At 65.7% G+C, this 22,443-nt stretch carries 21 protein-coding genes; 14 read left to right on the top strand and 7 right to left on the bottom strand.

The window, feature by feature from the left end:
- Nucleotides 1-193 precede the first annotated feature (193 nt).
- Nucleotides 194-3,565 (top strand): DUF2126 domain-containing protein, encoded by a 3,372-nt coding sequence (locus GVL61_RS11805; RefSeq protein WP_159980211.1) that lies wholly within the window; start codon nucleotides 194-196, stop codon nucleotides 3,563-3,565.
- Nucleotides 3,566-3,661: 96 nt separating this feature from the next.
- Here the strand turns inward: GVL61_RS11805 and GVL61_RS24965 are convergent, their stop codons facing one another.
- Nucleotides 3,662-3,811 (bottom strand): hypothetical protein, encoded by a 150-nt coding sequence (locus GVL61_RS24965; RefSeq protein ID WP_235037649.1) that lies wholly within the window; start codon nucleotides 3,809-3,811, stop codon nucleotides 3,662-3,664.
- Nucleotides 3,812-3,840: 29 nt separating this feature from the next.
- Here GVL61_RS24965 and GVL61_RS11800 point away from each other — a divergent pair, with 29 nt between their 5' ends.
- Both GVL61_RS11800 and GVL61_RS11795 read left to right on the top strand, forming a co-directional pair.
- On the top strand, nucleotides 3,841-6,336 hold the full coding sequence (locus GVL61_RS11800) for a circularly permuted type 2 ATP-grasp protein (RefSeq protein ID WP_159980209.1): 2,496 nt from the start codon (nucleotides 3,841-3,843) through the stop codon (nucleotides 6,334-6,336).
- On the top strand, nucleotides 6,336-7,217 hold the full coding sequence (locus tag GVL61_RS11795; protein WP_159980207.1) for a transglutaminase family protein: 882 nt from the start codon (nucleotides 6,336-6,338) through the stop codon (nucleotides 7,215-7,217). Before GVL61_RS11800 ends, GVL61_RS11795 begins: the two co-directional genes overlap by 1 nt.
- A 152-nt stretch (nucleotides 7,218-7,369) precedes the next feature.
- On the opposite strand, the gene GVL61_RS11790 is transcribed toward GVL61_RS11795, so the two are convergent.
- The 5 genes from GVL61_RS11790 to ccmA all read right to left on the bottom strand — a co-directional run bounded on the left by GVL61_RS11790 (nucleotide 7,370) and on the right by ccmA (nucleotide 11,515).
- On the bottom strand, nucleotides 7,370-7,849 hold the full coding sequence (locus tag GVL61_RS11790; protein ID WP_159980205.1) for a hypothetical protein: 480 nt from the start codon (nucleotides 7,847-7,849) through the stop codon (nucleotides 7,370-7,372).
- Nucleotides 7,850-8,330: 481 nt separating this feature from the next.
- Complete coding sequence (locus tag GVL61_RS11785) at nucleotides 8,331-8,954, bottom strand: carboxymuconolactone decarboxylase family protein (protein ID WP_159980203.1); 624 nt, start codon at nucleotides 8,952-8,954, stop codon at nucleotides 8,331-8,333.
- Between the two features lie 33 nt (nucleotides 8,955-8,987).
- Nucleotides 8,988-10,142, bottom strand: coding sequence for a sulfotransferase (locus GVL61_RS11780; protein ID WP_159980201.1), 1,155 nt, complete (start codon nucleotides 10,140-10,142; stop codon nucleotides 8,988-8,990).
- A gap of 93 nt (nucleotides 10,143-10,235) precedes the next feature.
- The gene (locus GVL61_RS11775; RefSeq protein WP_159980199.1) at nucleotides 10,236-10,895 is read right to left on the bottom strand and encodes a heme exporter protein CcmB; all 660 of its coding nucleotides are present in this window, start codon (nucleotides 10,893-10,895) and stop codon (nucleotides 10,236-10,238) included.
- Nucleotides 10,892-11,515: a heme ABC exporter ATP-binding protein CcmA gene (ccmA, locus tag GVL61_RS11770; protein WP_159980197.1), complete on the bottom strand. Its 624-nt coding sequence runs from the start codon at nucleotides 11,513-11,515 to the stop codon at nucleotides 10,892-10,894. Before ccmA ends, GVL61_RS11775 begins: the two co-directional genes overlap by 4 nt.
- Before the next feature lie 47 nt (nucleotides 11,516-11,562).
- On the opposite strand from ccmA, the gene GVL61_RS11765 reads away from it, so the two are divergent.
- A complete protein-coding gene (locus GVL61_RS11765; protein ID WP_159980195.1) occupies nucleotides 11,563-11,853 on the top strand; it encodes a 4a-hydroxytetrahydrobiopterin dehydratase in 291 nt (96 codons plus the stop codon).
- Nucleotides 11,854-11,892: 39 nt separating this feature from the next.
- Here GVL61_RS11765 and GVL61_RS11760 read toward each other — a convergent pair whose 3' ends face one another.
- The gene (locus tag GVL61_RS11760; RefSeq protein WP_159980193.1) at nucleotides 11,893-12,510 is read right to left on the bottom strand and encodes a DNA-3-methyladenine glycosylase; all 618 of its coding nucleotides are present in this window, start codon (nucleotides 12,508-12,510) and stop codon (nucleotides 11,893-11,895) included.
- Between the two features lie 105 nt (nucleotides 12,511-12,615).
- On the opposite strand from GVL61_RS11760, the gene GVL61_RS11755 reads away from it, so the two are divergent.
- The 10 genes from GVL61_RS11755 to murF all read left to right on the top strand — a co-directional run bounded on the left by GVL61_RS11755 (nucleotide 12,616) and on the right by murF (nucleotide 22,435).
- Nucleotides 12,616-12,933, top strand: a complete 318-nt coding sequence (locus GVL61_RS11755) for a 2Fe-2S iron-sulfur cluster-binding protein (protein WP_059151654.1) — start codon at nucleotides 12,616-12,618, stop codon at nucleotides 12,931-12,933.
- A gap of 199 nt (nucleotides 12,934-13,132) precedes the next feature.
- Nucleotides 13,133-14,158 carry a cysteine synthase A gene (locus tag GVL61_RS11750; protein ID WP_159980191.1) on the top strand — a complete coding sequence of 342 codons (1,026 nt, stop codon included), beginning with the start codon at nucleotides 13,133-13,135 and terminating at the stop codon, nucleotides 14,156-14,158.
- Between the two features lie 40 nt (nucleotides 14,159-14,198).
- On the top strand, nucleotides 14,199-14,552 hold the full coding sequence (locus GVL61_RS11745; protein ID WP_159980189.1) for a hypothetical protein: 354 nt from the start codon (nucleotides 14,199-14,201) through the stop codon (nucleotides 14,550-14,552).
- The gene (locus tag GVL61_RS11740) at nucleotides 14,524-15,321 is read left to right on the top strand and encodes a GldG family protein (protein WP_235037648.1); all 798 of its coding nucleotides are present in this window, start codon (nucleotides 14,524-14,526) and stop codon (nucleotides 15,319-15,321) included. The genes GVL61_RS11745 and GVL61_RS11740 overlap by 29 nt, the downstream gene beginning before the upstream one ends.
- 337 nt (nucleotides 15,322-15,658) lie before the next feature.
- Nucleotides 15,659-16,165, top strand: coding sequence for a division/cell wall cluster transcriptional repressor MraZ (locus tag GVL61_RS11735; protein WP_159980187.1), 507 nt, complete (start codon nucleotides 15,659-15,661; stop codon nucleotides 16,163-16,165).
- Nucleotides 16,162-17,163: a 16S rRNA (cytosine(1402)-N(4))-methyltransferase RsmH gene (rsmH, locus tag GVL61_RS11730; RefSeq protein WP_159980185.1), complete on the top strand. Its 1,002-nt coding sequence runs from the start codon at nucleotides 16,162-16,164 to the stop codon at nucleotides 17,161-17,163. Before GVL61_RS11735 ends, rsmH begins: the two co-directional genes overlap by 4 nt.
- A complete protein-coding gene (locus GVL61_RS11725) occupies nucleotides 17,160-17,702 on the top strand; it encodes a hypothetical protein (protein ID WP_159980183.1) in 543 nt (180 codons plus the stop codon). The genes rsmH and GVL61_RS11725 overlap by 4 nt, the downstream gene beginning before the upstream one ends.
- Nucleotides 17,699-19,477: a penicillin-binding protein 2 gene (locus GVL61_RS11720; protein ID WP_159980181.1), complete on the top strand. Its 1,779-nt coding sequence runs from the start codon at nucleotides 17,699-17,701 to the stop codon at nucleotides 19,475-19,477. The genes GVL61_RS11725 and GVL61_RS11720 overlap by 4 nt, the downstream gene beginning before the upstream one ends.
- Entirely contained in the window at nucleotides 19,474-20,934 is a 1,461-nt protein-coding gene (locus GVL61_RS11715) for a UDP-N-acetylmuramoyl-L-alanyl-D-glutamate--2,6-diaminopimelate ligase (RefSeq protein ID WP_159980179.1), read from the top strand. Before GVL61_RS11720 ends, GVL61_RS11715 begins: the two co-directional genes overlap by 4 nt.
- A 7-nt stretch (nucleotides 20,935-20,941) precedes the next feature.
- Complete coding sequence (murF, locus tag GVL61_RS11710) at nucleotides 20,942-22,435, top strand: UDP-N-acetylmuramoyl-tripeptide--D-alanyl-D-alanine ligase (protein ID WP_159980177.1); 1,494 nt, start codon at nucleotides 20,942-20,944, stop codon at nucleotides 22,433-22,435.
- The last annotated feature ends 8 nt before the right edge of the window (nucleotides 22,436-22,443 follow it).

Below are 22,443 nucleotides of genomic sequence, written 5' to 3'. Positions count from 1 at the left end.
CAGCCGCCGCGGAGTTGATGCGCGCCGACTGTGTACTCTGGTCGCCAAGACCCGGCCCGACCGCTGTCAGCGGTGCCGGATCAAGTTCGAGATGGCGTATTGTTATCGTATTGTGCCGCGTCTTGCGAATTAAGCAACCTGCACAAGTGAACATCGTTGCGGTGCAGCATTGTTTCGCGCACACTACCTCCCGATGATCAAGGCCGCCCTGCACCACCTCACCCGCTACCGCTATTCGCGGCGCATTCGTCTCGGCCCCCAGGTTATCCGGCTTCGTCCGGCGCCGCACAGTCGGACGGAGGTTCCCAACTACTCGCTGACGATCAGTCCGCCCGAGCATTTCCTGAACTGGCAGCAGGATCCGCACGGAAACTGGCTGGCGCGGGTGGTGTTCCCCGATCCGGTCGACCACTTCTCCATCGAGGTGGACCTGCTGGCGGAGCTGGCGGTCATCAATCCCTTTGATTTCTTCGTGGAACCCGAGGCCGAGGAATATCCCTTCGCCTATTCGCCAGACATGAAGACTGACCTCTCGGCCTATTTCGAGGTTGAGGAACAGGGGCCGCTGTTCGAAGCGCTGGTTGCCGCCCACGCCGATTACGAAGGCCGCACGGTCGACTTCCTGGTCGACATCAACAGCAAGCTCCAGCAGCGCATCGGCTATGTGATCCGCATGGAAACGGGCGTGATGGAGCCGGAGGAGACGCTGGACGTCGGCATTGGTTCATGCCGCGATTCGGCCTGGCTTCTGGTGCAGTTGCTGCGCCGGCTGGGTTTCGCAGCGCGCTTCGTATCGGGCTATTCGATCCAGCTGGTCGCCGACGTGCTGCCCAAGGAAGGGCCGGTCGGCGTGCTGCAGGACGTCACCGACCTCCACGCCTGGGCCGAAGCCTACGTGCCGGGCGCGGGCTGGATCGGCCTCGATGCGACGTCGGGCATGTTCGCCGGAGAGGGCCACATTCCCCTCTGCGCGACGCCGCACTACCGCTCCGCGACCCCGATCGAGGGCATGGCGGAGCCAGCCGAAGTCGACTTTGATTTCAAGATGGACGTCAGCCGCATTGCCGAGGCTGTGCGGATCACCAAGCCGTTCACCGACGACCGCTGGGAAAGTCTCCTCGCACTCGGCGACAAGGTGGATGAGGACCTTGACGCAGGCGGCGTCAACCTGACGATGGGCGGAGAGCCGACCTTCATCGCCGCCACCGATTTCGAGGCAGACGAGTGGAACTCCGGCGCCGTCGGCCCCACCAAGGCCGCTTACGCCGACAAGCTGATCCGCTTGCTGCGCACCAAGTTCGCGCCCGGCTCATTGCTCCATCACGGGCAGGGCAAGTGGTATCCCGGTGAGACCCTGCCGCGCTGGGGCTACTCGATCTATTGGCGCAAGGACGGCGTGCCGATCTGGCAGGACGACCGCCTGATCGCCGGCGAAAAGCCGCTGGAAAAGGGCGGTGATCCCGATCCGCTGCCCACCATCGACATCCTTTCCGCCGCGAACATGCTGGCCGCTGCAGCAGAGGGGCTGGGCCTCGACGCGGACTTCGTCCAGCCGGTCTTCGAAGACCGCGGCGTATGGATGCTGCGCGAGGACGAACTGGCGGTGAACGTCACCCCGCTCGATCCCAGCATCGAGGACGAGGAATTGGCCCGCCGCTTCCGCCGCACGTACCGGCGCGGGCTGGACAAGCCGGTGGGCTTCGTGCTCCCGGTGCAGCGCTGGAACAGCAAGGACCAGTCGATCCCGCGCTGGCGCTCCGAACACTGGCGCGTGCGCAAGGGCCTGCTGACGGCGGTTCCGGGCGATTCTGCCATTGGCTACCGCCTGCCGCTAGGTTCGCTGCCTTACGTGGCGCCGAAGGATTTCCCCTATATCCACCCGCGCGACACGGCGGAGGAGCGTGAGCCGCTCGCCGATTTCCGCGTGCAGGTGACCGAGCAGGCAAACTCGAACCAGACCAATGACGGCGGCCCGCAGCGCTTCCGCGCCGTGCCCGAGCCGAAGTCCTTCACCGAACCGGCGGTGGAGGCGGACATCATCAAGGGCGCGGTGCGCACCGCTGTCACCGTTGAGCCGCGCGGCGATTACCTTGCCGTGTTCATCCCGCCTACCGAGGCTTTGGAAGACTACCTCGAACTCGTCGCCTCGATTGAGGTCGTGGCCGAGGAAATGAAGCTGCCGGTTCGGATCGAGGGCTACGGCCCACCGCCGGACCCCCGCCTCATGGTCCTCAAGATCACGCCCGATCCCGGCGTCATCGAGGTCAATATCCACCCCAGCGCCTCGTGGCGCGAGACGGTGGAGATCACCGAAACGCTTTACGACTGCGCGCGCGAGATCGGTCTGACCGCAGACAAGTTCATGGTCGACGGCCGCTCGATCGGCACCGGCGGGGGCAACCATATCGTGCTGGGCGGGCCGACCCTGCTCGACAGCCCGTTCATCCGCCGCCCGGACATGCTGAAAAGCTTCGTCACCTACTGGCAGCGGCATCCTTCGCTCAGCTACCTGTTCTCCGGCCTGTTCATCGGCCCGACCAGTCAGGCTCCGCGCATCGACGAAGCGCGCCACGATTCGCTTTACGAGTTGGAAATTGCGCTGGCGCAGGTTCCCGGTCCGCATGAGGCGCAGCCCGCGCCCTGGGTGGTCGACCGCCTGTTCCGCAACCTGCTCGTCGATGTGACGGGCAATACCCACCGCACTGAAATCTGCATCGACAAGATGTTCAGCCCGGACGGCCCCACGGGACGCCTCGGCCTCGTCGAGTTCCGGGGCTTCGAGATGCCGCCCGAGCCGCGCATGTCCTGCGCCCAGCAACTGCTGATCCGGGCGCTGGCGGCGTGGTTCTGGCGCGAACCGGTCGAAGGCCCGCTGGTCCGCTGGGGCACGCAGCTTCACGACCGCTTCATGCTGGGCGAATTCGTCTGGGCCGACTTCCTTGGTGTCCTCGACGACCTGCGGATGGCGGGCTACGATTTTGACCCGAAGTGGTTCGAAGCGCAGCGCATGTTCCGCTTCCCGGTCCACGGCGAAGTCGAGGGCGGCGGCGTGTCGCTGGAAATCAGCCATGCGCTGGAGCCGTGGAACGTGCTGGGCGAAACCGGCGCTATCGGCGGCACCGTGCGCTATGTCGATAGTTCCACGGAGCGTTTGCAGGTGAAGGCCACCGGCATTGTCGCGGGCCGCCACGTCATCACCTGCAATGGCCGTCAGGTGCCATTGACGCCGGTAGGGCCGGGAGAACGCGTGGGCGGCGTGCGATACAAGGCGTGGTTCCCGGCCGAATGCCTCCACCCGATGGTGCCTGCGCATCCGCCGTTGACGTTCGACATCTACGACTTGTGGAACGGCCGCTCTTTGGGCGGGTGTGTCTATCATGTCGCGCATCCGGGCGGGCGCAACTATGATACGATGCCGGTCAACGGCTACGAAGCCGAGGCGCGGCGCAAGGCGCGTTTCCAGGAACACGGCCATTCGCCCGGTCCGTTGCCACGCCCGTCCGAGGAATCGGCGAGCGAATTTCCCTACACTCTCGACCTCAGGCGGCCTGCCCGGCTAATGTAGGGGATGCTGCCCGCGTTTTTCGTTTCCTGTTTTTCAAGGTCCTCTCCCTCAGGAGAGGGCCAGCATATTTCGCGCGCCCGTCACCGTGAACCTGTTTCAGGGGCCAGAGCGCTCCAGGCGCCGCGTATTGATGTCGTAAACCGCTGGTGCGGCTGGCGAACCGCGCGTGCGGGCAATGCTCTCCGATGGAGCCTGGAACACGTTCAGGGTGACGATAATCGGAGAAGGCGGGTTGGCGACGCGCATGCGTTCACCCCGCCTTCGAGGCAGTGGTTATGACTGCCGACACCAAGCCCGAAGCCGCCCCTCCACCCGGATGGCTTGACGGCTATTCCGCGAAGGGATCGGGCGGCGACCTCTACGGCGATGCCTCGCCGGTGGTGGCGGAATGCTGGCGCAAGGTCGCGTCAGGCCTCGCGGGACTGACCGATGGTGACCCTTCCGCCCTTCAGGACGCAACCGCGCGCCACGCGGCCGACCTTGGCCTCGCCTTCCGCCTTACGGGCGACGAGGACGAGCGGTCCTGGCCGCTCAACGCGATTCCCCTGATCGTCGGCGCTGACGAATGGGCCGAGGTCGAACGCGGCCTAGTCCAGCGCGCCGAACTGATGGAGACACTTGCCGCCGATATCTACGGTCCGCAGAAGCTGGTGAAAGACGGACTCCTGCCTGCCGCAGTGGTCGCCGGAAGCCCGTTCTTCGCGCGCAAGATGATCGGCCGCAGTCCGCCGGGCGGGCGTTTCATCCACGTCTACGCCGCCGATCTGGCGCGGGGGCCGGGTGGGCAGTGGCGGGTGCTCCAGGACCGCGTGCGCGTGGCTGGCGGCATCGGTTATGCGCTGGAGAACCGCCTCGCGATGTCGCGCGCGGTGGGCAATCTGCTGGCGGATGCCCATGCGCGCCGCCTGTCCGACTTCTTCTCGCAGATGCAGGGCGGCATGGCCTCTGCCTGCCGCCGCGAGAACCCGCGTATCGCGCTGCTCACCCCCGGCCGCTTCAACCAGACATATGCCGAGCAGGCGCACCTCGCCCGTTATCTCGGCCTGCCGCTGGTCGAGGGACGCGACCTTACCGTGTTGGACGACCGGCTCTACGTGGGCACGATCGCCGGTCCCAAGCGTGTCGACGCGCTCTGGCGCTGGATCGACACCACTGCGCTCGACCCGCTTTCGTTCGATGCGAAGTCGCAGCTTGGCGTCGCCAACCTGTTCGATGCCTGGGCCGGCGGCGGCGTTGAGATGGTCAACTGGCCGGGCGTCGAAGTGCTCGAATCGGCCGCGTTCGCTGCGTTCATGCCGCGGCTTTGCCGTGTCCTGCTGGGCGAGGCGCCGATCCTGCCCAATGTCGCGACATGGTGGTGCGGGCAGGCGGTGGAAAGCTCGACCGTCGCCGCGCGGCTGGACGAACTGGCACTGCTCCCCGCTTTCGGCCAGCCGATCGAGGGGCTGGAAAGCCGCGATCCCGTCGCCGGGGCCGGCCTCAGCGATGCCAAGCGCGCGGCGCTGATCGACGCACTGTGGCGGCGCCCGATGGACTATTGCGGGCAGGAGATCGTGCGCCTTTCCACCACCCCAGCGATCATCGACGGGGAGATCGTGCCCCGCCCCTTCACCGTGCGCGCTTTCGTGGCCCGCGATCCCGATGGCGGCTGGAGCGTGATGCCGGGCGGCTTTGTGCGCCTGTCGTCGAATTCGGCCCTGCCCACTTCGCTGATGGGGGCGGGCGACCTGTCGGCGGACTTGTGGATCGTCGATGAGAAGCCGACCAGCCACCACCTCGGCAGCCGCGTGGCGGGCGAACCGCCGATTTCGCGCGGGGGCGGCATTTTGGCCAGCCAGGCGGCGGACAACCTGTTCTGGTTCGGCCGCTACAACGAGCGCGCCGAAACCATGGTGCGCATCGTGCGCGCCATCCTCGCCAGCCCGGCGGAGAGCGATTCCAGCCCCAGCGAAGACGGCGGGGTGCTGCCGCGCCTGACCGCGCTGCTGCTGCACTGGGGAGCGATCAGCCCGGAGACAGCGAAGATGTCGGTCGCCAAGATATGCGCGCGCGCGCTCACTGAAACGCGCCTGCCCAGCGGCGTCGCCTCGCTGATGCGACGGCGCCAGCAGGTGGGCATGGCGCTGCGCGAACGCCTTGCGCGCGATTTCTGGCGGATCGTCAGCCGCCCGATGCCGTCGATCAAGGTGGATCAGCCGCAATCCATGCTGACCAACACACGTTGGCTGACCGAGCATTTCAGCGCACTTGCCGGACTGATCTCCGAAAACATGGTGCGCTCCGCCGCGTGGCATTTTCTCGAGATCGGCCAGCGGCTGGAGCGCGCGCAGGCGATCTGCCGCATGGCGCGGCAGTTGACCGCCGAAACCGGGGACGGCGATCCCGCCGCCGCGCTCGGCTTGCTGCTGGACCTGTGCGACAGCCAGATCATCTATCGTAGCCGATACCTTACCGGGCCTGTCGCCAATCCCGTGCGCGATCTGGTGCTGCTGGACCCTGACAACCCGCGCGCGCTGGTGTTCCAGGTGGACGAGATCGTCGACCATCTCGCCGCGCTGCCTAGCTTGCGGGATGACAACATTCCCGAAGCGCCCCTACGCGCCGCCCGCGCTCTGCTGGGCGAATTGCAGGCGGCGACGGCTTCGGAAATGACGCCTGAGCGGCTGGAGGGGATCGAGGACCAACTGCTGGGCCTGTCGGATGCGATTTCGGCGCGCTACTTCCTCCAGCTCGATTCCGAAGAAGCGGAAAGGCGCTCGCGGCTCCTGTGATGCGCTATTCGGTAAGCCATATCACCACGCTCAAGTATGCGCAGCCCGTGCGCATGGCGCAGTTCAACTTGCGGCTGCGCCCGGCGGACTGGGCGGGGCAGAGCGTCTCGGACTACATCCTGAGCCTCGAACCGCAACCGGGGCAGGTGATCGAGGGCCCTGGCGGCTACCACGTCAACGAGGCGCGGTTCGCCCTGCGCGAGCCGACCCGGCAGTTGACGATCGAAAGCCGCTTCGTGGTCGAGGTCGAGGCACTTCCCTTCTTCGTGCGCGATGCGGCAGGACCGGGACTGGCCGAGCTGCGCGAACGGGCGATGAAGAAGCCGGATCTCTCAGATCTTGCGCCGGCGTCGTACATCTTCGCTTCGCCGATCGCCCAGCCCGAGGCGCAGATCGCGCAGTGGGCGGGATCGTTTCTCGACGAGGCGATGCCGGTGATGGCGGCAGGTCGCGCGCTGATGTCCGCGATCCACAAAGAATTTACTTACGATGCCGACGCCACCGAGACGGATACCCCGCCGCTGGAGGCTTTCGTGAAGCGGCGTGGGGTCTGCCAGGACTTCAGCCACGTGATGATCATCGCCGCGCGCGCGCACGGCATCCCGGCGGCCTATGTCAGTGGCTACCTGCGTACTCTGCCCCCGCCGGGGAAGGAACGCCTCGTCGGTGCCGACGCGATGCACGCATGGGTGAACCTGTGGTGCGGCGAGGAACTGGGCTGGATCGGGTTCGATCCAACCAACGACTGTCTGGCCGATACCGACCATATCTTCCTGGGCATGGGCCGTGACTATTCCGATGTGGCGCCGCTGGACGGCACGTTCCGGGGGTCTTCGGGGCAGACGATGTTCGCCTCGGTGGATGTCGCCCCTCTGGATTGAGCATCCGTCTTTCTCTCGGACGTGCCTGCTTCGGCGAAGGTCGGGAATCGGTGCCGCTCGAAACTTTCCATCCGCAGGGAGCGAGGCCGGTCTCCGCCAGCGCATGACCTGCGCTGCCTGATTTCGCACTAGACCAGCTGAAGAGGGGCGCCTCAGTGGGCGCGACCCTGATTCGCACTGTTGCGAGTGGTGGGATTTGCGGGACCGGCGACCGGCTCGCCCGGAAAGATTCCTGCGATGGCCATCGTCGCGCCGATTCGCGAGAGCGTTTCCAGCAGGTCGCCGATGCTGTCCTCGATCACCACCAGTTCCAGCGTTTCCCGAGTCGCGGTGGGACCACGGTCCCGCAGGCTGGTGATGAGTTCGAGAATCACCGCCTCATGCTCGGACACATGACTGCATCCCAGCGGGCAGAATGCGAGTGTATCAAGGGCATCGCGATTGAGCAGCATCATCGCACGGTGAAACGGCTGGAGTCCTCCGATCATGCGCCAGCGGGCGAATGCGGGCGCCAGAAGCTGGGCAGGACAGCGCTTCTGGCCAATCGCAGTGACCCATGCGCGCATGGACCAGACGAGGAACCGGCAGCCTTCATCGAGGGTGCTGAGCGGGCGGTCGACGTATTGATACATGCAGTGACTCCTTAGGGCTTGCACATGCGAATGATTATCATTAGCTACTGTTGCGCGGCTTGCTCCTCTCGTCAAGCCTGCACCAAGCCCGGAGGAACGCTTGTCATGGGGCGTTCTTCCCATCCTGTGACCTTTGGCCGGGGCGGCTCCTTGCCTTGCTCGCCCCGGCCTTTTTTTCGAAGGTCACAGGAAACTGCCAGAAGGGCGGAAATCAGGGGCCCTCTGACAGTTTTCCGGTGATTTTACAGAGATCCCGCACGATTGCCGAGGCAGCCCGCAGCGCGATGCGCGCCTTCGGCGGGGCTGCATCCCAAGGCCGCGGGCAGTACGTGCTTATACGCAGCGCGAATCACAGTTAGGATGGCGCGAATCGCTTACGGACCGCGCTTTTCCCTCCCTGCTCACAGCTTTTGCCGAATTTATCCACAGACTCTTGCACGGCGAAGAGGCTTGCATCAGCGCCGTGCATCAGCGCCGTGTTTCAGCGATAATCGAACCCGCCCTTAGGCTGGATCTTGAGCGAGTTCTGCTGCAGCGCCGTCATCAGGTACGAACCGATCAACATCGGATATTCGAGCATCTGCTTCTCGTCGTAAGTCTGCGCCAGCACGTCCCAGGTCGAATCGGCGATGCAGTGGTCGGACAGCAATTCCTCAACGCCGCGCAATACGGCCGATTCGTGAGGCGTCCAGCCAGGGGCTTCGGAGCCATCGAATATGCGGTCGATTTCCTCGGGGGTGACGCCGAAGGCCTTGCCGATGTCGACATGCTCGCACCACTCGAACGGTGCGCGGGCGAGCAGGGCGAGGCGCAGGACCGCCAGTTCGCGCTCGCGGGCAGGGATGGTGCCTTTGGCGGCGAGTTCGATGCCCAGTACCATCTGGCCCTTGAACATTCCGGGGTGGCGCAGTGTTATCAGGCTGACGTCGGGGAAGGGGCGGCTTTCAGGGATCGAGAAAGCGGTGCGAATCGCGTCGACCTGTTCTTGCCCCTCCGGGCTGACCTCGCTCAGGGTCAGAGGGGAGTAGCGAGGGCCATGCGTCACTGTTTGGGCAATGCGTGCATCTGCGTCGAATTCGTACCGGCCGGTAGTGGGCTGCGTCATTGTCATGCTTGTCCTTTAGGAAGGGAAACCGCTTCAGGCCGCTTCTGAATAGGGGGCCCAGCGGTCCATATGGTGGAGATAGTCGGCGAAGCGCGCGCGCACGGCACCGGGTTCGAGGCCGAACTTTGCGGGGTCGAGCTTGGCCATGCGTTCGGTGCTGCTGTTGGCCTCCCACCATGCCGCCATGGCCGCTGCGAAAGCGGGCGACACGTCTTCGCCCAGCCAGGCGTAAAGGCCGCGCACATTGCCCAGCGGATCGTCCAGCATCGCGCGGAAGTGGATGTCGAAGAAGCGGTGATCGTTGCCCTTTTCCCGGAAGGCGATCGCACGGCCCATCGCTTCGGACCAGCAGCGCACGTTGAGTTCGCCGATGTAGGCATGGTCGACGTGGTCGGTGAATTTCTCGATGATCTGGGTGTAGACGGACGCTACCGATAGCATCACGTCGGTCGGATCACGGTGCGTCATTACGAAGCGTGCATCGGGGAAGGCGGTGTTCAGCGCATCGAGATAGAGCATGTGGGTGGGTGCCTTGAGCCGCCACGGCCGTGCCGTTCCGTCCTTCGACTGGCCCCATTGCAGCAGTTTCAGCACGCGCTTTTCGTAGAGGTAGGTGCCGGTATGGTCGGCCTCCAGAAGCCAGTCGGAATAGCTGGGCACCTGCGCGAAAGCCTGGAATATCTGGCTCTTGAAGTCGAGCGCCATGAGGTCCTGGCACTCCATTGCGCCGTCGATCCCGGTGGGTGTGCGCTTGCCGCCTTTCAGGCGTTCGTCGGCGGCGCTGGCGCTGGTTCCGCGCCGGGGGTCCGGGCCGGTGACGGTGGAGGGGGGCGGGCAGGGCTGCGAACTTTCCCATACCCTCAGGTAACGGACGCCGGGGTCGCTGGAGAGCAGATACGACAGCGCCGATGAGCCGGTGCGCGGCAGGCTCACGCCGAAAAGGGGCGCGGCAATCTGTTCGTCCTCGATATCGGGATGGCGCCTGTACCAGTCTTCTACCATCAAGCGTTGGCGCAAGTGGAGCAGGATGCGGTCGCGCAGTGCATGGTCGCCGGCGGCGTTCAGCCGAGCTTCGGTGTTGAGTGAAAAGAGCAGGCGGTCCAGCCCTTCGCGAAAGCCGTCGTCGCCAAAGTCGGACAGGTTGGTGGCGCCCTGCGCCGCTGCCATCAGGGTCTTGCTGTCTTCCATGCCTGCCGCCTCTCCGTCCGGTTTGTCCGGTTCGCGAAAGGTACTATGCGCGGGCGCACCGTGGCCGCCAAACGCAGCAGCGATGTTGGCGTGTCAGCCGCGCGCGGCGCGTACTGCGGCTCCGCCCGCGAAAGGGGCGATGGCGATGAGGACAAGGCTGGCGGCGGCAGTGAGGGCTAGGCCGCTCGCACCGCCGGTGCCCAGGCTCCCGGCTCCGAAGATCAGCACCGGCACTGCCATCGGGATCACCAGCAGGCCCGACAGAGCTGCCCCGCCGCGCAGGCCCGCGGTCAGTGCGGCGACCGTCACGCCCAGCGCGGCGAGGCCGGGTGTACCTGCCAGCAGCCCGATCTCGACCACGCGCAGGGTCTTTCCGTCCAGCCCCAGCAAGGCGGCGGCGGGGAGCGCGGCCAGCATCAGCGGCGGGCCGAAGCTCAGCCAGTGGGCGATCACGCGCACGGCAATCACCATTTCCTCGGAAATGCCGCGCAGGGCCCACTGGTCGAACATGCCGAGTTCGATGTCCGGTTCGACGAGCCGGTCGAGCGGCAGGATCGCAGCGAGCAGGGCGGCGACCCAGATCACGCCGCCGCCGGTGCGGGCCAAAAGCGGTGCGTCCGGCCCCACTGCGAAGGGATAGAGCATCGCTACGGAAAGGAAGAACAACACCGGAAGCATCGCTCCGCCTCCGCGCCCTCCCAAGAGGAGGCGCGCAAGGTCGCGGCGCAGCAGGGCGAAGACACGGCCGTTCACGCTGCCTGTTCCCGCACTGCGAAGTCGGACAGCGGCAGCATGCGCATCGCCGGAAGCCGGAATGTCTGGTGCGAGGCGATTACGGCGATCCCTCCGGCGGCGCAGTGCTGCGCGGTTATTGTTTCGGCCAGTTCCACGGCGTGTCCGTCCAGCCCGTTGAGGGGCTCGTCGAGCAGCCATACTCTGGCCTTCTGGCCTAGTAGCCGGGCTAGCGCGGCGCGCTTCTTCTGGCCGGTGGAGAGATAGCGCACCGGCACGTCCAGCAGGGAAGCGAGGCCGAGCCGGTCAAGCTCGTCGCCCGCCTGTCCGCCCTCCGCAAGTCCGTCGAGCGCGCGCCAGAACGCCAATGCACGCCCAAGCGGCAGGGCCGGGTCGAGCGCCGGGAGTTCGTCGAGCAGGCCGACGGTCCCTTCCACGCTGACGGACCCGGCGAAGGCGGGGGCAAGGCCGGCGATGATGCGCAGAAGGCTCGATTTGCCGATGCCGTTATGCCCGGCAACCTGCAGCGCTTCGCCGGCGTTCAGGGCAAGGGACAGGTGGGAAAAAAGCACCCTGTCACCTCGGCGGCACGCCAGATTGGTCACGGCGATGCTCGTCGGGGAAAGGGCGGCCTCTTGCATGGGGGCGAGCGATAGGAGAAACCTGCTCACCTGCCAAGGAGACCTGAATGTCCATTGCCCGCCTGACCGACGCCGAACGCGGCGATGCGCTGGAAAGCCTGCCGGGCTGGTCCCTGCGCGAGGACGGCCTCGCCATCGTGCGGGAACTGAAGTTCGCCGATTTCAACGAGGCTTTCGGCTTCATGACCCGCGTGGCGATCCAGGCCGACAAGGTCGATCATCATCCCGAGTGGTTCAACGTGTACAACAAGGTGCGCATCACCCTGACCACGCACGATGCCGAAGGGCTGAGTGCCCGCGACGTGGCGCTGGCGAAGTTTATCGACGGGATTGTCTGAGTTCCTGTCCGGGGAGGAGTAACCCGGTGCTTTTTCGTCTCAAAGCGCTGGATTGTTATAGCAGTGCCAGGTGAAAATCGCCGCGGCGCCCCGGTGCGGGCGCCAGCTTTCCGCCAGTTCGCGGGTCAGCTTCTCGCTGGGTCGCTCGTTCAGTCGCAGCAGCTTGTGCAGGCCGGCCTGCACGGCAAGGTCGCCGGCCGGCCAGATGTCGGGGCGGCCTTCCGCGAAGAGAAGATAGACCTCCGCCGACCAGCGGCCGATGCCCTTGATCCGCACGAGCTGGGTGATGGCCTCCTCATCGTCGGCGGGCAGGTCGTCGAAGTCGAGGCTGCCGGCGATCACCAGTTCGCACAGCGAGCGGGCATAGCCCTGCTTCTGGCGCGACAGGCCGCAGCCGCGCAGTGCGTCGAATTCGGCGGCGAGCAGGGTTTCGGGGTGGATACCTTCTCCGAGCAGCGCCTCCAGCCTGGCCCACACAGAGGCCGCTGCGGCGACGCTCACCTGCTGGCCGACGATCGTGCGCAGCAGGGTGGCATAGCCAGTCGGGCGTATGCGCGGCTCGGGGTAGCCGGCAACTTCCAGGGCGCGGGCCATGGACGGTTCGATTCGTGCGATGGCGTCCAGGCCAGAACGGAGTTGGTCCGCGGTCAAACCCATGGTTTCGGCTACCTTGCAAAAGAGGGTTGCAGCCTTTAGCAGCCTGCGGCAAGTGCGCATACAGCAGCATTATGATACAGGATGTATCAAAGGGGAATCGAGACCATGCCGCAGATCATCGTCGTCAATCAGTCTGGTGAAGAATCGAACATTGAGGCTCCCGAGGGCCGTACCCTGATGGAAGTCATCCGCGATGGTGGCTTCGATGAATTGCTGGCGCTGTGCGGCGGTTGCTGCTCGTGCGCGACCTGCCACGTTCACATCGCCCCCGAATTCATGGACAAGCTGCCCGCCATGAGCGAGGACGAGAACGACCTGCTCGACAGCTCCGACCACCGCAACGAATATTCGCGCCTGTCGTGCCAGGTGGCGATCACCTCGGCCCTCGAAGGCTGCAAGGTCACTATCGCGCAGGAAGACTGAGGCTCCGTCTGAGAATGGGCGCAAGCCCGTTCTGCTGCGCCAGCCTGCTCCCCCACCAATTCTGCCGTTGGACGGCCGGGTGGGGGAGCGGGCCGGTATCGCATTTTCAAACGGACTTTGAGGGGCGAACGCGTTGATTTGTGCTGGGCAAGGCGCAAATCAATTGCACCTTGGCGAAGAGCTTCCTAACTCTCGCGCCATGACCTCATCCAAGACTGTCGCGCCGCAGGCGCAGCCTTCCACGCTCGACCTCATCGGCAATACTCCGCTCGTCCTCCTCAAGGGGCCGAGCGAGGCTGCCGGCTGCGAAATCTGGGGCAAGTGCGAATTCGCCAACCCCGGCGCCTCGGTGAAAGACCGCGCGGCGCTGTGGATCGTGCGCGATGCCGAGGCACGCGGCACGCTGCAGCCGGGCGGCACGATCGTCGAGGGTACGGCCGGCAACACCGGCATCGGCCTGGCGCTGGTCGCCAATGCGCTTGGCTACAAGACCGTGATCGTCATGCCCGAGACTCAGTCGCGCGAGAAGATGGACACGCTGCGTGCGCTGGGCGCGGAACTGGTCCTGGTTCCCGCCGCGCCGTTTTCGAACCCCGGCCATTTCGTCCACACCTCGCGCCGCCTGGCCGAAGATACCGAAGGCGCGATCTGGGCCAACCAGTTCGACAATATCGCCAACCGAAAGTCCCACATCGAAAGCACCGCGCCGGAAATCTGGGAGCAGATGGAAGGTCGTATCGACGGTTTCACCTGCGCGGCCGGCACCGGCGGCACCCTGGCGGGCACCGGCATGGGCCTCAAGGCGTTCGACGAGAGCATCACCATCGCGCTTACCGATCCTTACGGCGCAGCGCTTTACAACTATTACGCGCACGGCGAACTCAAGGCCGAGGGTTCCTCGGTCGCCGAGGGTATCGGGCAGGGCCGCATCACCGCCAACCTCGAAGGGGCGCCGGTAGACACACAGTTCCGCGTTTCCGACGAAGAAGGTCTCGAATGGGTCCGCCGTCTGCTGAGCGAGGAAGGGCTGTGCCTGGGCTTGTCCTCCGGCATCAACGTGGCGGGGGCCGTGGCGCTGGGCCGTAAGCTGGTCGCCGAAGGCAAGGGTGAAGCCCGCGTGGCGACGATCCTGTGCGACACGGGTTTTCGCTACCTCTCTTCGCTCTACAATGCCGAGTGGCTGGAAGCGAAGGGCCTGCCGGTCTTCCCCTGGCTGGCGAAGTGATGTAGACGGTCTGTCTATGGCAGGAAACATTCCGCCTTTTATGGTCGATCCGCAAAGCATCCTCGAACCGCTGCAGGCGCCTACGCATTTCATGCCGCCGTCGGCGCGTGAACTGCGTTCGCAGGCCGTCTACAGGTTGCAGATTGGCCTGTTCGGCCTTTGCGCGATGCTGCTCATCGTGGGCCTCGCCAACATCATCCGCGACCGGCTGCGGCTGGTGGATACGCAGGACCCGATCCAGCAGGTCGTGGCGGTAGACGCAAAGCCCACCAAGACGGCCAGCGATCCGCTCGCCGATATCGGCGTCGTCCCCGCTGCTGACCCCAGCCCGGCGCCCGCTGTGTCTCCGACGCCAGAGGCATCCGGTGAACCGGGCGCGCCGCTGGCGCCTTGACCTCGTTCTGCTTGCCGCCATCGCGCTTGCCGGTTGCGGCGAGCGCGATACGGCGCCGCCGCGCCGCGTTGCGGCGATCGGGCTTTACACCAGCTTGCCGATCACCTGGAACGAAAGCGGCGACATTCGCGGGTTGCTCGCTGACAACGCCCCGCCGCACTGGGCGCTGGAAACACTGCGTGCGCACGGCCCCGTTACCGCGCTCGATACGCTGGCGCCGCTTTCGTTTCCCGCCGAAGGTATCCTGATCCTCGCGCAGCCGCGCCCGCTTACCGCGCAGGAGAACGTCGCGCTCGACGCCTGGGTGCAGGGCGGCGGACGCGTGCTGCTGTTCGCCGACCCGATGCTGACCGCGCATTCGCTGTTCGGCCCCGGCGATCCCCGCCGCCCCCAGGACATCGCAATGCTTTCGCCGATACTCGGCCGGTGGGGGCTGGAGCTGGCGTTCGACGATGCGCAGGCCGCCGGAGAGCATGCCGTGACCGTGCCTGACGGAGATATCCCGGTGAACCTGCCGGGGTTTTTCCGCTTTCCGGGGAATTCCGGGGAAGGGGCGGATTCGGGGAAGGGACGGGATGCGGTTGCCCATTGCCGGCTTGAGGCTGCCGGGCTCATGGCAGAGTGCAGTGCCGGAAAAGGCCGGGTTCTGGCGCTGGCAGATGCCGCGCTACTGGAAATTCCCGAGGATTCGCTGGAACTGCCGCAGCGGCAGGTGATTCTTGGCAGATTGCTGAATCGGTTGTCCGACCCGGCACGTTTCGGTGATTAATGGGGATGGGAGGGGTGAAGCCAGGGTTCATTGGGGATGACCTTCGATTCCTCACAAAACCATTGCGATTCAAGGGAATTATGGTCATAAGTGCACCAGGATGCACAAGCGATTTCCGTTCGGTTCGTCGCCGATGGCTCTATTCGGCGGATAAATAACCGCTGATCCCTATATTTCCCTTTAATCCCCACATTTCCCGATATAGAAGAACGGTCAATCGGAATGACTGAGTCTTGCCGTGTCCCGTTCGGGCACGGGACCTGGGTGCACGCGTGTGCGGCTGGGCGAGGCCCGGCCATGTCCGAGACGGTCACCTCTGGGGCGAAAACAGGCGGATATGGCGGGGCAGCCATTCATTTACAGCGGGCAGGGCTTTTCGCTTCTACGCGACAAGAACCGTTTCGTGCTGCCCAACGTCCTCCGTTCGACCGTGCGCGATTCGAGTGGCAAGGATGTCCTGTGCCTTGCCAAGCACTCCGAATGGAAGTGCCTCGTCGGCTTCGGCCTGTCGCGCGTCGATGAATTCGAACCGCAGCTCGATGCAGAGCAGACCCGTGCGGACAACGCCGGGCGCACCTTCAACCGCGATAAGCGCGCGATGCAGCTCTACAATTTCCAGCAGGTGCCCTTCGACGGCAGCGGCCGTTTCACCATGCCCGAGGCACTGACCAGCCTCGCCAACTTCGGCGAGCAGCTGTTCTTCCAGGGCATTGGCCGCTCCGGGATACTGATCTGGAACCCCGAGGAGCTTTACGCCCTTGGCGACGACCCTGATTTCGAGGCGGCCATCGCAACGTGCCGCTCACTGGCGGAAGCCGAAATTACCAAGGCGAAGAAAAAGTGAGTTCCCCCCAGCAGCCCCATATTCCCGTGCTCCTTGAGGAGGTTGTCGCCGCCCTGAACCCCCGGGGCGGCGACATCATCGTTGATGCGACGCTGGGCGCGGGCGGCTATACGCGCCGCCTGCTGGACACGGGCGCGACTGTGCACGCCTTCGACCGCGATCCAGACGCGATCGCGACCGTTCGCGCGAACCCGGGCAAGTGGCCGGAACTGGCGGAAGTTCCCCCCCGCCTGGTGCTGCACGCGCGCCGCTTCTCGGAAATGGTCGAGGGTCTGGCCGAAGTCGACATCGACCGGGTCGACGGCGTGGTTATGGATATCGGCGTGTCCTCGATGCAGCTCGACCAGTCGGAGCGTGGTTTTGCGTTCGGTTCCGACGGTCCTCTCGACATGCGCATGAGCCAGGACGGCATGTCCGCCGCCGACTTCTGCAATGAGGCTGACGAAGCCGAGATCGCCGACGTGCTCTTCCTTTACGGTGAGGAGCGCCAGTCGCGCCGGGTTGCCCGCGCGATCGTGGCGGCGCGTCCACTGGCGACGACGATGGATCTGGCCCGCGCGGTACGCAAGGCACTGGGCTACAACCCTGCCTACAAGGGCGGCGGGGTCCAGAAGGACCCGGCGATCCGCAGCTTTCAGGCTATCCGTATCCATGTGAACGGCGAACTGGACGAACTCGACGCAGGCCTTTCCGGCGCGGAGACGCTGCTGGGTGAGGGCGGCCGCCTTGCGGTGGTGACGTTCCACAGCCTTGAGGATCGCAAGGTCAAGCGCTTCCTGCGCGATGCCAGCAGTGCAGGCCAGACCACCTCGCGCCATCTGCCGCAGGCGGTCACGGCGCCTGCGCCTTTTGCTCAGCTTTCCAAGGCGGTGCGCGCCGGCGACGAGGAGCTTTCCGTCAATCCCCGCTCACGCTCCGCGACCCTGCGCAGTGCCGTGCGTACTTCCGCCTCCCCTCGCAATACCGATGGTTCCCCCAGCCAAAGGACTTCCGCATGAACTTCACCAGTGACCGTGTCCGCTCTATCGGCTGGATTTCCGTGCTGGTGATCTGCGGCGCGGTGTCGATCGCGCTCACGCTGCGCGTCAATGCCGTGAAGAGCCAGGTTCACGACACCGAAAAGCGGATGGTCTGGGTGCAGCAGGACATCGACTTCCTCGAAACCGAGTTCCAGACCCGCTCCAACCAGCAGGCCCTGAAGCAGCTCAACGACCTGGAGTTCGGCTACAAGGCGCCGATCGCCGGGCAATACATCGAGGGTGAGCGTCAGCTTGCCGCGCTCGGCAAGGCGGCGGGGCCTGGTGCGCCGCAGCCGATCCGCTACGCCAATGCCGAGAAGCCGGAGGATGGCGACGGTTCCTCGCTCCTGGCGATGGTCTCGCCGGTGACGGGTGCTACTGCCGCCGCGCTGCCGGACAGCACAGACAAGCCGGGCGTCAAGGGCCGCGACCCCGAGCGCGAGGCGATCGCGCGTGACGCTGCCGCCATCGGCAAGCGCCTGGCCCGCATCGAAGTGGCGGAGGCTGCCCAGCAGTGAACGCCCCGGCGTCCTTCTCCCTCGGCTCGATCCCGACCACTGTCTCGACCGGCCGGCGCAAGCTCGTCAACGTTCGCCAGCGCTCGCTGCTGGTGGCGAAGCTGCGCACCTTGTGGATTCTGGGCGTCTTCGTTCTCGTGACGGTGGGCGCTCTGGCGCGCATTACCTACCTTGGCTTTACCGGCGTCACGCCGCGCCACGGCGAGCTGGGCGATCTGCTGATCCCCAACCGGGGCGAGATCGTCGACCGCAATGGCGTGCCGTTGGCGCGCGATTTTCGCGTTTATTCACTCTGGTTCAATCCCAAGGCGATGACCGAAGGCTCTGCGCTGATCCAGAGCCCCGAGGAGGTCGCTGCCCGCCTGGTACGTATTTTCCCTGATCTCGATCGGGACGAGTTGCTTGGCAAGCTGCGCTCGGGCAAGCCGGGATACCTGCGCAAGTCGATCCTGCCCGAAGACGCCAACAAGGTTCATGCGCTGGGCGAACCCGCGCTCGAATTCCCGCTGGAGGCGACGCGTTTCTATCCGCAGGGTTCGATGGCGGCTCACGTCCTGGGATATGTCGATAGCTACGGCCACGGCAAAGTGGGCATGGAGCAGGCCTTTAATGACCAGCTCATCAGCCACGAAGGGCGCACGACGCCATCGGTCCTCTCGATCGATTTTCGCGTGCAGAGCGCCCTGGAGGACGAACTCTCCACCGCCATTACGCTGAGCAAGGCAAAGGGCGCGGCAGGCGTCATCCTCGACGTGGATACGGGCGAGATTCTGGCGCTGGCTTCGCTGCCATCCTTCGATCCCAACCACGTCAAGCCGACCGACATGGTGATCTCGGCGGAAGAAGCCGCCAATGGGGACGTTCCGCACGGCTTCAACCGCGTGACCAACCAGGTCTACGAGCTGGGCTCCACATTCAAGCCGATCACCGTCGCCTCCGCGCTGGATGCGGGCGTGGTGTCCGATCTGGGCAAGCAATGGCCGGCGACGCCGCTGCACGTCGGGCGCTTCACGATCCACGATCTTCACAACTATGGCGCCTCGCTCAATGTGCCCGAGACGCTGATCCATTCGTCCAACACCGTCACGGCCCGCATTGCCGACGAATTGGGCGGCGTGCGGCTGAAGCAGACCATGGAAGCGCTGGCGATGAACCAGCGGCCTTACGTCGAACTGCCCGCGCGCGGTTTCCCGATCTGGCCGAGCGGCGAATGGCCGCGCCTGCGCACCATGACAGTGGCTTACGGTCACGGCATCGCGGTGACGCCGCTGCACCTCGCATCGGCTTATGCAGCGCTGGTCAATGGTGGCATCTGGCGCCCGGCGACGCTCAAGAAACTGGGTGCTTCCGAGGTGCCGGAAGGACGCCGCGTGTTCAAGGCGTCGACCAGCGCGCGTATCCGCCAGCTTTTGCGCATGATCGTCCAGTACGGCACGGGCCGGAAGGCCGACGCACCGGGCTTCCGGGTGGGCGGCAAGACCGGATCGGCCGAGAAGCCGGGTGCGGGCGGCTATCGCCACCATTCGCTGATCGCGACGTTTGCCGCCGCCTTCCCGATGGACAAGCCTCGCTTCGTCGTCATCGCCATGATGGATGAGCCACAAGGCACGGCTGCAACCTCGTTCCAGCGCACCGCAGCCTGGAACGCGGCGCCGGTCATCCAGCGCGTCGTTCCGCGCATCGGGCCGCTGCTGGGCATCATGCCCGACGAAACGCGCGATATCGACATCAGCGACCTCAAGCCGCTGGTTCCGCAAGGGAGCGACGGGGAATGAAACTGAACACGCTGTGCGCCGCCGCCGGCATCGCCCCGGCAGGCACGGACGCCAACGTGACCGGCTTTGCGATCGACCACCGCAAGATCGCGCCGGGCACCGTATTCGGCGCCTTTCGCGGTGCGCGCTTCAACGGTGAGGACTTCATCGACGCCGCGATCAAGGCCGGGGCGGTGGCTATCGTCGCGCACCCCGACGCCAAAGTCGAAGGCGCGGCCCACTTCGCCGATGCCGAGCCGCGCCGGTTGTTCGCGGCGCTCGCCGCGCCGTTCTTCGCGCCCCCGCCCGAAACGCTGGTCGCGGTGACCGGCACCAACGGCAAGACTTCCACGGTCGAACTGGTCCGTCAGATCTGGCGCATGGCCGGCCAGCGCGCCGCCTCGATCGGCACGCTGGGCGTCACCACCAGCGACGAGACGGTCTCGACCGGGCTGACCACGCCCGATATCGTGACCTTCCTCGCCAACCTTTCAGGCCTTGCGCGCGAAGGCGTGACGCACGTCGCCTACGAGGCATCGAGCCACGGGCTGTCGCAGTTCCGCAGCGAGGGGCCGCGCGTTGTTGCGGGCGCGTTCACGAACCTCAGCCGCGACCATCTCGATTATCACGCAACGATGGACGAGTACTTCACCGCGAAGATGCGTCTGTTCGACGAAGTTGTGACCCCTGGCGGTATGGCAGTGGTCTGGGCGGACGATGCCTGGTCGGACAAGGCGATTGACCACGCGAAAGCGCGCGGCCTGAAGCTGTTCACGGTGGGTATGAAGGGGGCGGATATCCGCCTCGTCAGCCGCACCCCTACCGCGCTGGGGCAGAAGCTGGAGATAGAATACCTCGGCAAGGTGCGCCTGATCGACCTGCCGCTGATCGGCGCGTATCAGGCCGCCAACGCGCTTGTCGCGGCGGGGCTCGTGCTGGCTTGTGGCGGTGATGAACACCTGACGTTCGACGCGATGAAGCGCCTCGTCACGGTGCGCGGGCGTATCGAGCGGGCGGCGATCACGCCTTCGGGCGCGCCGGTCTATGTCGATTACGCACATACGCCCGATGCGCTGGAGGCGGCGATTGCCGCGCTTCGGCCGCACGTCACGGGCAAGCTGATTACGGTCTTCGGCGCCGGCGGCGACCGGGACCAGGGCAAGCGGCCCGAAATGGGCCGGGTGGCAGGCGAGGGGGCAGACCTCGCCATCGTCACCGACGACAATCCGCGCGGGGAAGACCCCGCCGCCATCCGCGCCATGGTATTGGCAGGCATGGCAGCAGGGGCGCGGGAAGTGGGCGACAGGCGCGAGGCCATTGGCCTCGCCGTCGCCGAGGCCGGGGCAGGGGACGTGGTCCTCATCGCCGGCAAGGGGCACGAACAGGGGCAAATCATCGGCAGCGGCGACAACGTGCGCGTCCTGCCATTCGACGATGTCACCGTGGCCAGGGAAATGGCTGGCTCGCTGGGAAGGTAGAACGACGATGGTAGCTGTTGCCCGGATCCTCGATTGGCCCCTCGATGCGGCAGAGGAGAACCTTCACGTCCTGTGGGACGCAGGCTCCATCGCGCGCGCCGTGAAAGGCGAGGTGCACGGAGCATCGGGGGGCGAATTCACCGTCTCCGGCGTCGAGATTGACAGCCGCGACGTCCAGCCCGGCGACCTGTTTTTCGCGCTCAAGGGCGAGGCCATGGACGGCCACCGCTTCGTCGAGATGGCCTTCGCCAAGGGTGCCGCCGCCGTGGTGGTGGACCGTCCGGTAGACGGTCCGCATATTCTTGTCGCCGACACGATGGAGGCGCTGGAACGCCTTGGCGCGGCGGCCCGCGCGCGCGCTCGCGGCCCGGTGATCGGGGTTACCGGATCGGTCGGCAAGACCGGCGTGAAGGAAATGATCTTCGCCGCGCTCGATCGCTCCAGCCGGGGCGATGCGCATCGCTCGGTCAAGAGCTACAACAACCACGTCGGCGTGCCGCTCAGCCTTGCCCGGATGCCGGGGCGCAGCCGCTTCGGCGTGTTCGAGATGGGCATGAACCATGCGGGCGAGATCGCCGCGCTGACCCGTCAGGTCCGCCCGAACGTTGCCGTCATCACCACGATCGCGCCCGCACACATAGAGATGCTGGGCTCGGAAGAGGCCATCGCCGACGCCAAGGCCGAAATTTTCCAAGGGCTGGAGGAAGGTGGCACCGCCGTCATCCCCATCGACAGCCCGCACTATGCCCGTCTGCGTGAAGGCGCGCTGGCCTGCGGAGCGACGGTCGTTTCGTTCGGCAAGGCGGCGGATGCCGATGTGCGGCTGCTCGACACGGTGCCCGCGATCGGTGGCGGCTCGCTCGTCACCGTCGACATGGGCGATCGCCGCGTGTGCTACACCGTCGCCGCGCCGGGTGAGCATCAGGTCATCAACTCGCTGGCCGTCATGGCCGCGGTACGTGCCGTCAAGGGCGACCTCGGTGCCGCTGGGGTAGCGCTGGCCGAGATGGGCGGCATGCCCGGCCGCGGCGCCCGTGTTGAAATCGATGTCGAAGGCGGCGAACCGGACGCCAATGGGCAGCGCAAGGCCCTGCTGATCGACGAAAGCTACAACGCTAACCCGGCCTCGATGCGGGCCACGCTGGCGCAGCTCGGCCGCACTCCGGCGCGTCGGCGAATCGCTGTTCTGGGCGCGATGAAGGAACTGGGCAGCCACGGCCCCGACTATCACGCCGCGCTGGCCGAGCCGATCCGCGAAGCGGGCGTCGACTACGCCCTGCTGGTAGGCGACGAAATGGCCGCTTTAGCCGAGGAATTGGGGAAATCCGGCCCGTCCGACCTTGGCAAAACCGCGCCCTTCGCGCATTGCCCAAGCGTGCGGGAAGCTGTCGAAACCTTGCGCGCGTTCGGGCTGGAACGGGATGATGCCATCCTCGTCAAAGGCTCGAATTCGGTAGGTCTGTCAGCTCTCGTGACCGCGCTCAGCAAGCAGGAAGGGTAGGGGTTAGG

Source organism: Novosphingobium sp. 18050 (assembly GCF_902706195.1).
Classification (GTDB): Bacteria; Pseudomonadota; Alphaproteobacteria; order Sphingomonadales; family Sphingomonadaceae; genus Novosphingobium.
Note: the sequence above shows the minus strand (reverse complement) of the source record. Positions and strands in the feature narration are given on the sequence as shown.

Coding starts and splice junctions, on each gene's coding strand:
- GVL61_RS11790 (WP_159980205.1), bottom strand. CDS start 7,849: ATGTATCAATACGTCGACCGCCCGCTCAGCACCCTCGATGAAGGCTGC.
- GVL61_RS11725 (WP_159980183.1), top strand. CDS start 17,160: ATGAACTTCACCAGTGACCGTGTCCGCTCTATCGGCTGGATTTCCGTG.
- GVL61_RS11735 (WP_159980187.1), top strand. CDS start 15,659: ATGGCGGGGCAGCCATTCATTTACAGCGGGCAGGGCTTTTCGCTTCTA.
- GVL61_RS11795 (WP_159980207.1), top strand. CDS start 6,336: ATGCGCTATTCGGTAAGCCATATCACCACGCTCAAGTATGCGCAGCCC.
- GVL61_RS24965 (WP_235037649.1), bottom strand. CDS start 3,811: ATGCGCGTCGCCAACCCGCCTTCTCCGATTATCGTCACCCTGAACGTG.
- GVL61_RS11745 (WP_159980189.1), top strand. CDS start 14,199: ATGGTCGATCCGCAAAGCATCCTCGAACCGCTGCAGGCGCCTACGCAT.
- GVL61_RS11760 (WP_159980193.1), bottom strand. CDS start 12,510: ATGGGTTTGACCGCGGACCAACTCCGTTCTGGCCTGGACGCCATCGCA.
- GVL61_RS11755 (WP_059151654.1), top strand. CDS start 12,616: ATGCCGCAGATCATCGTCGTCAATCAGTCTGGTGAAGAATCGAACATT.
- GVL61_RS11765 (WP_159980195.1), top strand. CDS start 11,563: ATGTCCATTGCCCGCCTGACCGACGCCGAACGCGGCGATGCGCTGGAA.
- GVL61_RS11805 (WP_159980211.1), top strand. CDS start 194: ATGATCAAGGCCGCCCTGCACCACCTCACCCGCTACCGCTATTCGCGG.
- GVL61_RS11715 (WP_159980179.1), top strand. CDS start 19,474: ATGAAACTGAACACGCTGTGCGCCGCCGCCGGCATCGCCCCGGCAGGC.
- GVL61_RS11750 (WP_159980191.1), top strand. CDS start 13,133: ATGACCTCATCCAAGACTGTCGCGCCGCAGGCGCAGCCTTCCACGCTC.
- GVL61_RS11800 (WP_159980209.1), top strand. CDS start 3,841: ATGACTGCCGACACCAAGCCCGAAGCCGCCCCTCCACCCGGATGGCTT.
- murF (WP_159980177.1), top strand. CDS start 20,942: ATGGTAGCTGTTGCCCGGATCCTCGATTGGCCCCTCGATGCGGCAGAG.
- ccmA (WP_159980197.1), bottom strand. CDS start 11,515: ATGCAAGAGGCCGCCCTTTCCCCGACGAGCATCGCCGTGACCAATCTG.
- GVL61_RS11780 (WP_159980201.1), bottom strand. CDS start 10,142: ATGGAAGACAGCAAGACCCTGATGGCAGCGGCGCAGGGCGCCACCAAC.
- GVL61_RS11785 (WP_159980203.1), bottom strand. CDS start 8,954: ATGACGCAGCCCACTACCGGCCGGTACGAATTCGACGCAGATGCACGC.